This is a genomic window from Mesorhizobium sp. P2_A12, assembly GCF_056405075.1.
On the sequence record NZ_JBFUCU010000020.1, the window covers coordinates 1 to 13354 of the forward strand.

Annotated in this window: 12 protein-coding genes and 1 pseudogene; 2 read left to right on the forward strand and 11 right to left on the reverse strand. The window is 62.5% G+C overall.

The annotated features are described in order from the left end of the window. The 7 genes and pseudogenes from AC1DZU_RS29155 to AC1DZU_RS29185 form a co-directional block, all read right to left on the reverse strand. A partial coding sequence (locus tag AC1DZU_RS29155; RefSeq protein WP_477290074.1) for a DUF1254 domain-containing protein occupies positions 1-1256 on the reverse strand: 1256 nt, incomplete at its 3' end. Between the two features lie 90 nt (positions 1257-1346). After that, complete coding sequence (locus AC1DZU_RS29160) at positions 1347-2780, reverse strand: DUF1214 domain-containing protein (RefSeq protein ID WP_477290076.1); 1434 nt, start codon at positions 2778-2780, stop codon at positions 1347-1349. A 38-nt stretch (positions 2781-2818) separates the two neighbouring features. After that, positions 2819-3592 (reverse strand): hypothetical protein, encoded by a 774-nt coding sequence (locus AC1DZU_RS29165; protein ID WP_477290078.1) that lies wholly within the window; start codon positions 3590-3592, stop codon positions 2819-2821. Between the two features lie 24 nt (positions 3593-3616). Continuing rightward, positions 3617-4984 carry an arylsulfatase gene (locus AC1DZU_RS29170; protein ID WP_477290080.1) on the reverse strand — a complete coding sequence of 456 codons (1368 nt, stop codon included), beginning with the start codon at positions 4982-4984 and terminating at the stop codon, positions 3617-3619. Between the two features lie 818 nt (positions 4985-5802). Beyond that, positions 5803-6184, reverse strand: a pseudogene (locus AC1DZU_RS29175) (Arm DNA-binding domain-containing protein); the annotation flags it as partial. 292 nt (positions 6185-6476) lie between these two features. Next, positions 6477-8039: a glutamine-hydrolyzing GMP synthase gene (gene guaA / locus AC1DZU_RS29180; RefSeq protein ID WP_477290082.1), complete on the reverse strand. Its 1563-nt coding sequence runs from the start codon at positions 8037-8039 to the stop codon at positions 6477-6479. Between the two features lie 55 nt (positions 8040-8094). Beyond that, positions 8095-8598: a MarR family winged helix-turn-helix transcriptional regulator gene (locus AC1DZU_RS29185; RefSeq protein ID WP_477290084.1), complete on the reverse strand. Its 504-nt coding sequence runs from the start codon at positions 8596-8598 to the stop codon at positions 8095-8097. Positions 8599-8681: 83 nt separating this feature from the next. Here AC1DZU_RS29185 and AC1DZU_RS29190 point away from each other — a divergent pair, with 83 nt between their 5' ends. Then, a complete protein-coding gene (locus AC1DZU_RS29190; RefSeq protein ID WP_477290086.1) occupies positions 8682-8999 on the forward strand; it encodes a hypothetical protein in 318 nt (105 codons plus the stop codon). 12 nt (positions 9000-9011) lie between these two features. Here AC1DZU_RS29190 and AC1DZU_RS29195 read toward each other — a convergent pair whose 3' ends face one another. The 3 genes from AC1DZU_RS29195 to AC1DZU_RS29205 all read right to left on the reverse strand — a co-directional run bounded on the left by AC1DZU_RS29195 (position 9012) and on the right by AC1DZU_RS29205 (position 11541). Continuing rightward, a complete protein-coding gene (locus AC1DZU_RS29195; protein ID WP_477290088.1) occupies positions 9012-9647 on the reverse strand; it encodes a 5'-methylthioadenosine/S-adenosylhomocysteine nucleosidase in 636 nt (211 codons plus the stop codon). Positions 9648-9651: 4 nt separating this feature from the next. Continuing rightward, positions 9652-10110 (reverse strand): PaaI family thioesterase, encoded by a 459-nt coding sequence (locus AC1DZU_RS29200; RefSeq protein ID WP_477290090.1) that lies wholly within the window; start codon positions 10108-10110, stop codon positions 9652-9654. A 141-nt stretch (positions 10111-10251) separates the two neighbouring features. Beyond that, entirely contained in the window at positions 10252-11541 is a 1290-nt protein-coding gene (locus tag AC1DZU_RS29205; protein ID WP_477290092.1) for an RsmB/NOP family class I SAM-dependent RNA methyltransferase, read from the reverse strand. A gap of 323 nt (positions 11542-11864) precedes the next feature. Here AC1DZU_RS29205 and AC1DZU_RS29210 point away from each other — a divergent pair, with 323 nt between their 5' ends. Next, a complete protein-coding gene (locus AC1DZU_RS29210) occupies positions 11865-12542 on the forward strand; it encodes an MIP family channel protein (RefSeq protein WP_477290094.1) in 678 nt (225 codons plus the stop codon). Between the two features lie 137 nt (positions 12543-12679). Here the strand turns inward: AC1DZU_RS29210 and AC1DZU_RS29215 are convergent, their stop codons facing one another. After that, positions 12680-13327, reverse strand: coding sequence for a class I SAM-dependent methyltransferase (locus tag AC1DZU_RS29215; RefSeq protein ID WP_477290096.1), 648 nt, complete (start codon positions 13325-13327; stop codon positions 12680-12682). Positions 13328-13354 lie beyond the last annotated feature (27 nt).

The following is a 13354-nucleotide window of genomic DNA, read 5'->3' on the forward strand; positions in this document are numbered from 1 at the left end:
CCGACGTCGTAGACCGTCACTGACCAAAAAAGTTTGATCGGCGGATTGGGCGGAACGCGCAGGCGATACGACCTGCCGCCATCGAGCCATTCGCCGGCCTTGTCCTTGTAGGCACTGAGATAGGCTGACGACGGGCCTGGGTGCTTGGGTGCCATGCCCGGGGCGGCGCCCACCGCCTCGTAGAACCAGGACGCGCGCTCGTCGAGCAGGTTCCAGAACGCGTCGGGGTCGCCGGCGTCGAGCTGCAGCGCGAAGTCCCAGTGCGCATCGGGCCTGAACCGTCCGCCGGCAAAACGCCGGTCCGCGGAGTTGGCCTTTGCCATCGCCTCGCCGACCAGTGCGGCTTCGGTGAGGATTTTGGTCTGCCGCGGGTCGGGATTGAACGGCTTGCCCTTCTCAAGGCCAAGCGGGCGCAGCATCGCATGGAAGAAGATGTCCTGCGCCTCGATCGGTTCGCGCTGAATGACATCATCGAGCCGCTGCCAGTATCCGATGCCGCGTGGCGGCAGGCCGCTCCAGGTCTTGTTGCCCGCGTCAAGGATGTCGGCCTTGGGCGGATTGGCGCGCTCGGCGTAGGGATACATCTGAAGTTGCGACAGCGCCTGCTTGGCCTGTTTGGGGTCGGTGTCGGTAAGCCGGGCACCGAGGAAGATGTTGAAAGTGGCTGACTGGCGCACGGTGTAGGCGCTGACATCGTCGGGCGCCTTCTGCCCGGGAGCCAGCACAAGGTAGGTGCCAGGCGACTCCGTCCCTGGAATGGCCCTTTGCCAGGCGTCGCTGATCCCGCCCTGCACGCCGCGCGGCGGCACCACCATGATGAGCGGGCCGGCGGAAACATCCGCGAAGCCGAGATAATAAGGCGTCGTGGCATTTGCGGTGAGGACCCCGCGCCGTGCCTCGATCGACAGGAGCGCGACGATCTGGCCGTTCTTGGCGCCAATCTGGTCCGTGATGCCACGCTGGAACGACGTGAACGCGACGGCAGGCAGCGACCACAGATAGGCCTGGCAGGCGCGCTGGAAATCGCGCTCGTCGTAAAGCTTGTCGATCGTGGCATCGGTTGGATAGCCATCGGCGAAATTATTGGTGAATTCGAGCGTGCCGATGCGGGTGTCGATCTTCGTCGTGGCCATGTCGCCGGCCGGCGCCGCTGCCGCAAGCGTTGCGCTTGTCGTTCCCGCAAGCGACAGGATCCCAAGAGCAGCCGGTGCCGCACCGGCGAGTATCGTGATGGTCTCTCTACGATTTGGCTTCATCACACACCTCAGGCTCGGGGAGCGGAGATCCGCTCGAGGTCAGGATTGGGCGGACGCAAAGAGCCGCGGCCGCCATGGTCGAGCGGAGCATCACTTCACCCTTTCGATGTCCGGCAGCGTCCAGGTCTTGTCGTAGAGCGGCTTTTGCGGCCCGTAAAAGCGGAACAGGACTTCGAACTTTCCGCCTGGCGTCGTCGGCACCCAATTCGACGCCTCGCCGGCCGACGCCTTTGGTCCGAAATAGACGTCGACCGATCCGTCGGCGTTCTTCTTGAGACCGGGATTGAGCGACGAGCGGCTGACCGTGCTCTGGTTACGCAGCAGTGCGTGGGTCTCGCGATCGTAGACGGTGGCCGACCAGTACTGGCTGACGGGCGCATTCGCGGGCACGGTCAACCGGTAGGTCTTGCTCCCTTCGAACGGCTTGCCCGCCTGGTCAAAAATGTCCATGAGGTAGAAGGAGCCCCCGCCGCTCTGCTTGGGCGTAAAGAAAGCGAACGTGAAGATCAGACCGCGATCATCGACCGGATATTGCTCCGGCGCGCTGTAGCCGCCCTGCGCCGCCTTGATGAATTGCTGCGGCACCGGCAGGATCCAGTGGCTGCCAGTGTAGTAGGGGGTAAAGCGGGTCGCATAGGCCTGCTCGAAGAAAGCGTGCGCCTCCAGTGCGGCGCTACCGAGCGAAGTCTTGGTCGCGGCGTCGGGCGCGAACGGCTTGCCCTTGACGATACCGAGGAAGGCCAATTGGTCGATCATCGCCTTGTCGCGCGTCAGCCAGCGTTCGCCTTGCACGAAACGATCCAGCGCCTGGAAAAAGTGGATGTCGTAAGGAATGGTCGCGTCGTAGAGGATGCCGAGCGCGTCGACGAAGGTCGTCGGCGGCGGGCTCGCGGCAGCGGCAAGCGGATAGACCTTGATCCGCTTGCCGTATGCGATGGCCTTGGCGATGTCGGCGTCGCTGCCGCTCTTCAGGATCGAGCGCAGCAGCGCGTAGCCACAATCGGTGATCGAGGGCAGCGCGATGTAGCCGTCTGGCGGCGGGTCCTTGTAGTCGGGCGGCATGATCAGGTATTTGCCACCCTTGCCGGCGTCGGTGCCTGCCGGTCCGACATCGGCCAGCGGCGTCTGCCAGGAGTCCATGATCGTCCCGGTGATCGAGCCTTCGTCGGCCGGCGGAATTTCGATCACCATCGGCCCGGCATCCTTGGTGTCGATGAAGGGCATGAGGTAGATCGCATCGGGATTGGGCGTCAGCGTCTGGTTCTTCCAGTCCGGCAGGCCCGACCAGTAGACGATCTGGTTGAAGCCGCCCTTCGACGCACGAACCATCGCCTCATACATGAGCTGGTAGTTGACGGCCGGCATGCCCCAGATCACCGCCTCGACGGCGCGCCGCTCGACGGTGCGGCGGTGGAGTTCTTCCGCCGAAAGAGCTTTGGCATTCGCCCCCGCAGCCAGCACGACCGCTGCGAAGGCGGCAGCCGCTGCAACCAGCAAGGAAAGGGATCTCGGCTTTTTTTTCATCTCGTGCCTCTCCAGGATAGGCCGTCTTCGAGTGTGCGCTAGAAGCCCACCAACGAGACGCCCACCTCGATGTTGAAATCGTAAGGGCGATCGTTGCCGATGCCGACGCCGGGTCTGATGTAGCCGTTGATGGCTCCGCCGCCTGGCAGCTTCCCCAGGTTCGCGCCCAGGGCCACCTCCCAGGATGCTGGCGCCGTCTTGCCTTCGAAGTCGTAGCTTGCGGTTACATCCGACGTGAGCCACCAGCGTTTGCCCTGGGGCCGGTAGACGACGTACAGATCGAAATCGCCGCGATTGACATCGGCCCGGTCGCCGTCGCCGCCGATCGAGAAACTGTGGATGTAGGCTGGCGCGATGATGATCTCGCGGCTGGCGAAATAGGCCCAGGTTATGCCGGGTGCTGCCACCCATTTGCCGGTGCCCAGTACGTCCTTGGAGGCAGTAGGCGCAAAAATCTCACCGCTGAGGATGAACGCCTGCTGCCTGCTGACATAAGGGATCCAGCTCAACTTCGCCGCCATGTCGCCAATGCCGAACTGGTCGTCACCCGTCAGGTTGGTTGCGTCGAGCGGCAAGGTCACGCGAACCGAAGCCTTTCCGTCCAGGAATGGCTCCGTGTAGCGGAAGTTGGTGATGTCGTAATAGTCATCGCTGGACAGGAACCGGTACTCGTTCGAAATCGAGAAGGTCCTGCTCAGCACCGCGGGGTTCGTTCCGGACGTATCCTTGGCCTCCTGCGCTCCGGCTCCCGACGCCAGGGCACACAGGGTCGCAACGATCATCATAGCTGCAAACTTCACGGGTCTGGGCATGGCGCACCTCTAAATTCGTTGCCCTCACTTCGCTGGCGTGTAGGGATCGGGCGTGCCGACCGGAATGGGTGGATGCTTTTTCAGGCTCAGCTCGAATTCGGCGAGGACCGCCAGGGCGGGTCCGGCCACCCAGCTGTTTCGCAGCCCGGTCGCCGGGTACTCCTCCTTGGGATCGGTGATCAGGTCGAAGGCCTTGGGCGAGCCGAGCTTGGTCGGCGGTGTCCACCAGTCACGCTCTTCGTCGTAGAACACGACCTTCCAGTTGCGCCATTTGACCGCCTCGAGGCGGTCCGCCACGAAGACAGGGAATGCTTCCCGCGCGGACTTGTCGGACTTGCCAAGCAGGAAGTCCGTCTCGTCGACGCCATCGATGACACGGTCGCCTGGCACCGACGCCCCGGCGATGCTTGCCAGGGTCGTGTATGTGTCGACCTCATGGACGATTTCGTTGCTGACGCGCCCCGCCGGAACATGGCCTGGCCAGCGAATGATGAAGGGAACCCGAAGCGAGCCCTCCATATGGGTGAAATAGTAGCCGCGCCATGGACCCGACGACCCTTGCCAGGGCCAGGTTGCTTCCGGGCCATTGTCGCTGGTGAACACGACGACGGTGTTCTTCTCGATGCCCATCTTGTCGACCGCATCGAGAATTTCACCGACGTGGAAGTCCATCTCCGCCAGGCAGTCGGGAAAATCGCCGTTCCCCGTCTTGCCGGCAAAGGCCGGGTTGGGCAGCGATGGAAGGTGCACGAGGGTGAACGGAACATAGGCATAGAATGGCTTGTCGGCATCGACGCTTCGCTTCATGAAGTCGATGGTTCGGCGTGTGATCTCGGCATCGATGAGGCGCCGCTGCTGGAGGTCGTAGCTGCCGACGGGCTTGCTCTTCTCGCCCTTGCGGCCTTCGAGGATTTGCTCGGGCTCGGCTCCCGCTGCCAGGGCCTGCGGGTTGTCGGGCCAGAAGGCCTCGTCGGTCGTGCGCGGTATGCCATACCATTCGTCAAAACCCTGGTCGTTGGGCAAACGGCCCTGCTCACTGCCCAAATGCCATTTGCCGAACGCGCCGGTGGCATAGCCGGCGGCAGACAGCGTTTCGGCGATGGTGTTTTCCCATTGCGTGAGGCCTTCGGCTCCTCCGCCGATCGGGACCGAATAGGTGCCGGAGCGGATGGGAAAGCGCCCCGTCATGACGGCGGAGCGGCTGGGCGTGCATTGCGCCTCGACATTGTAGTTGGTCAGCCTCGTCCCTTCGGCCGCAAGCTGGTCGATCCTGGGCGTCGCCGCCCCTCGCGTGATGCCGCCGCCATAGACACCTGGTTCGCCATAACCCAGATTGTCCATCAGGATGAAGACGATGTTCGGCTTGTCCGCTGATGAAGAGGACTGCGCCAATGCCGGCTGAATGGAACCCGCTATTCCAGCAAATACGATCGACCCTATTTGCAACGCGAGGTTCATTTGTCCCCGGCTTTCGAACTATGTCGATATCCACACCAGCCGCCGGCTCTCGAAGCACTTCGACGCTTTCGACCATGACTTTGCGGGCAGTGGCGCGCCCGGCTCAGGCATTCAACTCTCCGCCGGCTTAGATCCCGATAAAGGCCGGTTCTGAAACCGCAGGCCGCAAACTCTTGATCAGGTTTGCAACGGGATTCTCGGTTTTTTGGCGGGCTCATCTGCGTCGTCTGCAAACGCAGCGAGGCTTAAATGCAACCGAGAACGGGTCACAGAAACCAATTCCGCTATGCGTTGCAAACGCATCGCGCGGTTCTAGATATATCGCCCATCTCCAGAATAAATATTCTGACTTTGACTCGGCAATGTCAACTTAGAAAAAAACGATAATGTTAGCACACTATCACATGCTAAGACTTTATTCTATATATTAGAGAATTGTCGCTTCGCCCCCACGTTATTTAGTCCATATAGAGTCCTCCAACGACCTAGGCGAGATTGCATCGAGAGCGCAGGGTGGCAGCCTGGAAGACGTTATCCGTGTGCGAAATCAGGCAAATTCGACATGCCCGCAAGAGTGCGCCAGCGTTGGACAGATGACCGCTGGGCGCAAACATGGCGTTCCCAATGATTGCCAATAGTGTCTGCTTCCAGCAGTAGCAACGATCCCCCCAACGTCCGGGATGAGGCGCAAAGCTGCCGTTCGCATCGTGGATCGCTTTCGGGTCACAGTCTCCCGTTGCGGCACCGAGAAGAAGCTCCCGTTCGAAAATGGCGCGTCGCATGGCGCGCGTGCTGTCGGCCATCGGTGTGGCTGTGAGCCATTTCTCACCGAATTCGCCAAAACTCTTTGCCTCTTTCAGGCGGTGCTTGTCGCGCTGCTTCTCGATCGCCGGCGATCGCCCCCGCCGATAGCGCGCTTCGCGTCCAGGCACTTCTGTCGGCCAACGCGCGCGAAATTCCGTCTCTGCCATATCTGCCTTGATAGACCGTCTCACGGCGGCCATTCAGCCTGTAATCCAGCCGAAACGAGATCGCGCCACTGGGCATAACGCGGACGTACATGCCGTCACGGTCAGCAATCATGTAGATTTTTTCTTTTGGTTTCAGCGCTTTAAGGGCGGCGTCCGTCAGCATACCCATTGCTCCCTGAAACGTACCGTCAGTACAATTCGAGGTTCCGCAGAAGGAAATTCCTTTTTCCTTCAATGCCTTAAGGCACAAAAAAGTACCGTCAGGAGCCTCATTGGCTCCGACGGTACTTAGAAAAATTCGGATGGGCAATATGCGGACGGTCCGTCAAGCGGTCCGTCAAAGCCAATCTCTGCGCACCGATTGTCGCTGATTGTCTCTGAAAGGATTTATATTTGTTATCAGATGGTTAGGGCGCAGATTGGCGTATTTTCGGCGGCGTTTGAGTAGGCCTGAATCATTCCCATTCGATGGTGCCAGGCGGCTTTGAGGTGACGTCGTAGACGACGCGGTTGATGCCGCGGACTTCGTTGATGATGCGGGTGGCGGCGGCACCCAGGAACGCCATGTCGTAGTGGTAGAAATCCGCGGTCATGCCGTCGACCGAGGTGACGGCGCGCAGCGCGCAGACGAACTCGTAGGTGCGGCCATCGCCCATCACGCCGACAGTCTGCACCGGCAAGAGCACGGCGAAGGCCTGCCAGATGGCGTCGTAGAGGCCGGCCTTGCGGATCTCGTCGAGATAGATGGCATCGGCCTCGCGCAGAATCTCCAGCTTTTCGCGGGTGATGCCGCCGGGGCAGCGGATGGCAAGACCAGGGCCTGGGAACGGATGCCGGCCGATGAAGCTTTCGGGCAGGCCGAGCTCCTTGCCCAGCGCCCTCACCTCGTCCTTGAACAGTTCACGCAGCGGCTCGACCAACTGCATGTTCATGCGCGCGGGCAGGCCACCGACATTGTGGTGCGACTTGATGGTCACCGACGGGCCGCCGGTGAAGGAGACGCTCTCGATGACGTCGGGATAGAGCGTGCCTTGCGCCAGGAAGTCGGCGCCGCCGAGTTTCTTCGCCTCCTCCTCGAACACCTCGATGAACAGCCGGCCAATGGTCTTGCGCTTCTTCTCGGGATCGGCTTCGCCTTCCAGCGCCGAAATGAACTTGTCCGCGGCATCGACCAGGATCAGCGGCAGATTGTAGTGCTGGCGGAACATCGCCACCACGCCCGCCGCCTCGTCCTTGCGCATCAGCCCGTGGTCGACAAGGATGCAGGTCAGCTGGTCGCCGACCGCTTCGTGGATCAGAAGTGCGGCGACCGACGAGTCGACACCGCCCGACAGCGCGCAGATGACCTTGCCCTTGCCGACCTGCTTGCGGATCGCCTCGACCGCGTGTTCGCGATAGGCACGCATGGTCCAGTCGCCCTCGATGCCGGCGATGTTGTGGACGAAGTTGCGCAGCAGCCTTGCGCCGTCCGGGGTGTGCACCACCTCGGGGTGGAACATGATGCCGTACATCTTGCGCTCGACATTGCCGAAGATGGCGAAGGGCGAGCCTTCGGACTTGCCGAACACTTCGAAGCCCTTGGGCAAGGAGATGACCCGGTCGCCATGGCTCATCCACACCTGGTGGCGCTGGCCGGGCGCCCACAGGCCCTCGAACAGCGGGCTGTCCTTCTCGATCTCGACGAAGGCGCGGCCGAATTCGCGATGATCGGAGCTTTCGGCGACGCCACCCATCTGCACGCACATCGCCATCTGGCCGTAGCAGATGCCGAGCACCGGCACGCCGGCATCGAAGACGATCTGCGGCGCGCGCGGGCTACCGATGTCCGACGTCGAGGCGGGGCCGCCGGACAGGATCACGGCTTTCGGATTGATGCGCTTGAACGCCGCCTCGGCCGACTGGAACGGCACGATCTCGGAAAACACGCCGGCCTCGCGGATGCGGCGGGCGATGAGCTGCGTAAACTGGCTGCCGAAATCGACAATCAGGACGGTGTCGGGATGATTGGCTGTTTTCATGGCGAGCGTTTAGAGAAAGAAATGAGTCGACGCAATGGGTTGCGGGGCCTTGCTGTCACTTCGATTCCACGACTTCACCTACAGCGCCAGCGTCTTCATCCTTCGCCGCAGCCTGTCCGGCCGCAAGCGCCCGCAAAGCGCCCATCAGCGCCGTGAACCGCTCCTCGCCAATGCGACTGACATAGCGCCGCTCGATCTCCATCTTGACCCGATCGCCGTCGCGCAAGGCATCCAGCCCCTTGCTGGTGTAACGCACCAGCTTGCCGCGGCCATCTTGCGGATCGGGTAGACGCTCGACGATCCCCTCCGCCTCGAGGCCGTCGAGCAGTTGCTGGACCGCCTGCTTGGAGATTGCCGAGCGTTCGATCAACGCCGACTGGCGCATGCCGTTCCTGCTGATGTGTCCAAGCAGTCCGGCGCGTGCTTCGGTGAACCAGCCGTGACCGGCGGCGCGCATCGCGGCGGCGAATTCTGCCTGCCAGGCACGGCTTGCCTGCCACAGGCGCCAGCCGACGTGATCCGGCAGGGTTTCGATTTTTTCGTCAAGTTCCTTGACCATTTTATCTCGGCTCCGTATAGTCAAGATACTTGACGATAATCACTGCGTCGAGACTCTTTCGAACTCAAGCCCGGACACAGACCATGACAATTCTCGACAGGAACATGCTGGCCGTTCTCATGGTTGGCACCACGCATGTCATCGACATGGGCGGCAAGGACGCCTTCATCCACTACGAAAACGAGAACCGGGCGCATATGCTGCTGCCGGATGGAACCCTTTTCCATGGGATCTGGATGCTGCTCGACGACGGCTACAATGTCGAATGGAAAGACGGCCCCACCGGCTCCTGGAAACTCGATCATTCGCCAGGAACGATCGACTATGTCGATGCAAACGGCGCCGTGCGCGGGCGCATTTCGCGCATCGATTTCGGCGATCCGGAGAGCCTGGCGGCTTGATGCTATTTCCGGTCAGGCGCTCAGCAAGCCATCGCCGACCGCCTGTTCCAACCGCCCGACCGCTCCGGCCAGCTTCTCGTCGATGACGTGCAGATATTCGGTCCAGTCGCCGACGTGCCGCAGGTCCGCCGCCCCGTCGGAAATGCCGCGCAGCCCAATCAGCGGGATGTCGAACAACTGGCAGGCGCGCAGGCAAGCGAAAGTCTCCATGTCGACCATGTCGGCGGCAATTGCGTCGTAGGCGGCACCGGTGACGATCGCGCCACCGGTGGACAGCGTTGCCTCCCTCAGGTCAGGAATCCTGAACGGCAGCGGCACGGTCACCGGCAGGTCAAGGAAAGGCGTCGCGCCCTTTTCGAAGCCGAGCGGCGAGGCGTCGATGTCGCGGTAGCTGACCGACACGGCCTGGTAGATTTCCGTCTGCTCCAGCGTCCGGCTGCCGGCCGAGCCGAGCGATACGACGAGGTCCGGCAGCGTCTTCCGCGACTTCAGCAGGGAGAGTTCGGCGCCCAGCCTGACGCCGGCCTCGACCGGTCCAACGCCGGTCATCAGCGGCGTGAACAGCCGCTTGAGGTGCGGGCCATACTCGGCCTCGGCGGCCATCACGAAGAGGACGCCCTTGCCGCCAAGCCGCACAATCTTTCCCATCGGATCAGCCTTCGATGCCATCACGCCCGACCACCGTCATCATCGTTCCGGTCATGGTGGCGATCAGCCTGGCCTCGCCGTCGGCGGCGAAGGCATAGGCCTGGCCGTCGGCGACGATGATGGTGCGGCCGGGTTTTGTCACCGAACCGCGGAACAGGAAGCGTTCGCCCCTGCCCGGCGCCAGCAAATTGACCTTGAATTCGATGGTCAGAACGCCGGAGTTTTCCGGCATCAGCGAGAACGCGGCATAGCCACAGGCCGAGTCCAATGCCGTCGAGATGACGCCGGCATGCAGGAAACCATGCTGCTGGGTCAGTGCCGCCGAATAAGGCATCTCGATCTCGATGATGCCCGGCGTCACCAGCGTCAGTTCGGCGCCGATCGTGGCCATGGCCTGCTGGCGCGCGAAGGAGGTTCTGACGCGATCCTCGTAGTCCGGGGCGGGTACGATCTTTGCTGCCATGGCCGCTGCCTTTCTTTATGCGGATAAGCTTATTGCAGAGGCACGGGCGGCAGGCAAATGCTTTTGCTGCACTGCAGCAATCGACCTCGCCCGCCGGCTGAGGTCAGGCACACGTCAAGGATTGGCGATATCCGATGGGGCTCAGGCCGACCTGCGCATGGCACAAAAGTAGAATCCGTCAGTTCCGCTCAGCGCCGGCGACAGCGAGACGTCGCCGGCCGGACCGATCCGCACGGCTGCCGCATGGCCGGGAAAACGACTGTCCCAGAGGGCTCGGTGATCGACCGGGACAAAGCCGCTGTTGCGCTCCCGAAACGCCGCGACCTGCTCGCCATTCTCCTCTTCGAACACCGAGCAGGTGATGTAGACCAGCAGGCCGCCTGACTTGACGTAGGCTTTGGCCGCTTCGAGGATCGCCGACTGCTCGCCCTTGCGGGCGTCGAGCTGTCTTTGCGTCAAACGCCATTTGGCATCGGGACGGCGCCGCCAGGTGCCGCTGCCGGTGCAAGGCGCGTCGACCAGCACGATGTCCATATGGTTGCCGAGCGGAGCGAGTTCGGCTGGCTTGGTGACGACCTGCACATTGCGGTTTTCCGAACGACGGATGCGGTCGAAGATCGGCGCCAGCCGCGCCTTTTCGGCATCGTGGGCAAAGATCTGGCCGCGATTGTCCATCGCAGCCGACAGCGCCAGCGTCTTGCCGCCGGCGCCGGCGCAGAAGTCGAGCACCTGCATGCCGGCTTCGGCCCCGGAAAGGGCGGCCGCGACCTGCGAGCCTTCGTCCTGGACCTCGAACCAGCCTTTCTGGAAAGCCGGCTCGGCTTGCACGTTGGGGTGCCTGCCGTCGCCATCGATCGGCGGGATGCGGATGCCTTGCGGCGCGATGGTGGCTGGTTGCGCGCCGGTTCCGGTCAGCTCGCCCAGCACCTTGTCACGGTTAGCCTGCAACGTGTTGACCCTGAGGTCGAGCGGCGGGCGTGTCGCCAGCGCCGCCCCCTCATCGACCCAGCTTGCACCGAAGGTTTTCTCGAAAAGCGGCACGCACCAATCGGGTATGTCGGCCCGTACCGCGGCCGGCGCATCGGCGAGCCGGCGTTCGGCAATTGTCTGCAGTTCGGTGGCCGTCAGCAGCGGCGGCGCGAATTTGTCACCGTCAAGCGCATCGTTGAGCGACTGCGCCGTCTGGCCCCATTCGAGCAACAGCGCGCCGAAGCCGATGGCGCGCGGCGTGTCTTCGCCGAGCAGCCAGCCGGCGGAACGCTTGCGGCGCAAGGCGTCATAGACGATGTTGCCGATCGCGGCGCGGTCGCCGCCGCCTGCGAAGCGGTGCGACAGGCCCCAATCCTTCAGCGCGTCCGCAACCGGCCGGTGACGCCGGCCGATGTCTTCCAGAACTTCGATGGCTGCTGCCAGCCGTCCGCCCAGTCGCATTCGTCATTCCATCTAATCGAGCACATGATCTCCGGGCCTGCTCTTAGAGCCTTTCTCGATCGGATTGAACCCCGCTTCCGTCTCACGGCGACGAGGTTATCCTGACCGAGGCCAGCTGATCCGCCCGACAAGTAAATGTCTCTGGCCGGCAACAACAGATCGATCAATAGATGACAGATCTCTAATGTTCGTGACTGGGGCGAGCAAGCACGCAATCTGGCGCGACCGCTCTGCTTTCCAAGTTTTTCGGTTGGGAATACTCTAGCCGCCATGATTCGCGGCACGGAAAACGTGGACCGGCGGATCGATACGAGGAGAGGGCAATGAAGACTTATCTGGCGGAAGTTCTAGGCACATTTCTGTTGGTGTTCATCGGTACGGCTTCGGTGGTGACGGGCGGCTTCGGCGGTGCGCTGCCGCTCGGCCAGGAAGGCATCGGACTGGCATTCGGCATCGGTCTCATTGCGGCGGCCTATGCGATCGGGCCGATTTCAGGGGCGCATCTCAATCCGGCGGTGACGCTGGGTGTCTTTCTTGCCGGCCGGCTGCCGGCCAAGGACGTCATCCCCTACTGGATCGCGCAGATCATCGGCGCCATCCTGGCCTCGCTGGCATTGTGGATCATCGTCTCTGGCCAGGCCGGCGGACACACTGGCGGCTTCGGCGCCAATGGCTGGGACGTGGCGAAATGGGGCGTCAGCTCGGCGTTCCTGTGGGAACTGATCGGCACCTTCACCTTCGTCACCGTGATCCTCGGTGTCACCGCTGAAAAGCACTCGACAGCGTTCGCCGGGCTGGTCATCGGCCTGACGCTGGCAGGGTTGCACTTCGCCATCATCCCTGTCACCGGCACCTCGCTCAATCCGGCCCGCTCGATCGGCCCGGCGCTGTTTTCCGGCACTGCTGCGATCGGCCAGCTCTGGCTGTTCATCGTTGCACCGTTGATCGGCGGCGCCCTCGCCGGCGTCGTCGCCAAGGCGCGGATCTTCGAGAAGGACTGAGGTTTAGACGCTTGAATAAGAAAAAAGCGCGGGCCGTGGCCCGCGCCTTTTTTGCCGATCCTGCCGCGTCCCAACGACAAGGCCATACCTCACTCGCCCGTTTTCGCCCGCTTGGTCGGGCCCGCGGGGAAACCGGGCTACAGCTTTCTAAAGAAGCCGGACAGAATATTCGGACCCGCTTCGCCGGGCCGCAGTCTAATCCCGTCCTCGAAGCAGTTCAGTGTCACGCACTGGAAGCCGTTGTGCGCGAGGAGTGCCACCAGCGAGTCACGGTCGAAGTGGTGCAGGTGCTCGTTGGGGAGACGCATACGCCACGTCCGGAACCACGCGTCGCCGTCGGCACCGAGTTCGCGCCAGCGGCAATAAGGGACGGCGACCGCCAGGTAGCGGGCCTGAAGGCGGGCGAGGAAGCCCAGATCCGGGATGTGCTCCAGCACGTCGAACATGGCGACGAGATCCCACGAGCTGGCGAGCGCCTCATCCCAATCGACAAAGCGGACGCCCTTGGGCAGCGGAAACCTGGCGATGTCGCAGCCGGCGCAGTCGGCGACCCCGGTTATTTTCGCGGCTTCGACAAATGTCCCCGTGCCATATCCAATCTCCAGCACGGACCGAGGAATCTCGCCGGTGATTCCCAGCACCCAGCCAAGTCGCTGATATCCGAGCTTGATGGTCCGGTCACTCAGGTCCTCGTAATAAGAAATGTATTGCTTGTCGTATTTGATCGGGGTGAAGTCGATCTGGTGGATCACGCCAAACCCGTCCACCTCGTAGTTGTCCAGCATCAGCCTGCGGCCTCCGATCCTAAATTC

What these genes read in the sequence shown, in the direction of transcription:
- AC1DZU_RS29160 (WP_477290076.1), bottom strand. Translation starts at nt 2,780, where the DNA reads ATGAAAAAAAAGCCGAGATCCCTTTCCTTGCTGGTTGCAGCGGCTGCC.
- AC1DZU_RS29165 (WP_477290078.1), bottom strand. Translation starts at nt 3,592, where the DNA reads ATGCCCAGACCCGTGAAGTTTGCAGCTATGATGATCGTTGCGACCCTG.
- guaA (WP_477290082.1), bottom strand. Translation starts at nt 8,039, where the DNA reads ATGAAAACAGCCAATCATCCCGACACCGTCCTGATTGTCGATTTCGGC.
- AC1DZU_RS29185 (WP_477290084.1), bottom strand. Translation starts at nt 8,598, where the DNA reads ATGGTCAAGGAACTTGACGAAAAAATCGAAACCCTGCCGGATCACGTC.
- AC1DZU_RS29190 (WP_477290086.1), top strand. Translation starts at nt 8,682, where the DNA reads ATGACAATTCTCGACAGGAACATGCTGGCCGTTCTCATGGTTGGCACC.
- AC1DZU_RS29195 (WP_477290088.1), bottom strand. Translation starts at nt 9,647, where the DNA reads ATGGGAAAGATTGTGCGGCTTGGCGGCAAGGGCGTCCTCTTCGTGATG.
- AC1DZU_RS29200 (WP_477290090.1), bottom strand. Translation starts at nt 10,110, where the DNA reads ATGGCAGCAAAGATCGTACCCGCCCCGGACTACGAGGATCGCGTCAGA.
- AC1DZU_RS29205 (WP_477290092.1), bottom strand. Translation starts at nt 11,541, where the DNA reads ATGCGACTGGGCGGACGGCTGGCAGCAGCCATCGAAGTTCTGGAAGAC.
- AC1DZU_RS29210 (WP_477290094.1), top strand. Translation starts at nt 11,865, where the DNA reads ATGAAGACTTATCTGGCGGAAGTTCTAGGCACATTTCTGTTGGTGTTC.
- AC1DZU_RS29215 (WP_477290096.1), bottom strand. Translation starts at nt 13,327, where the DNA reads ATGCTGGACAACTACGAGGTGGACGGGTTTGGCGTGATCCACCAGATC.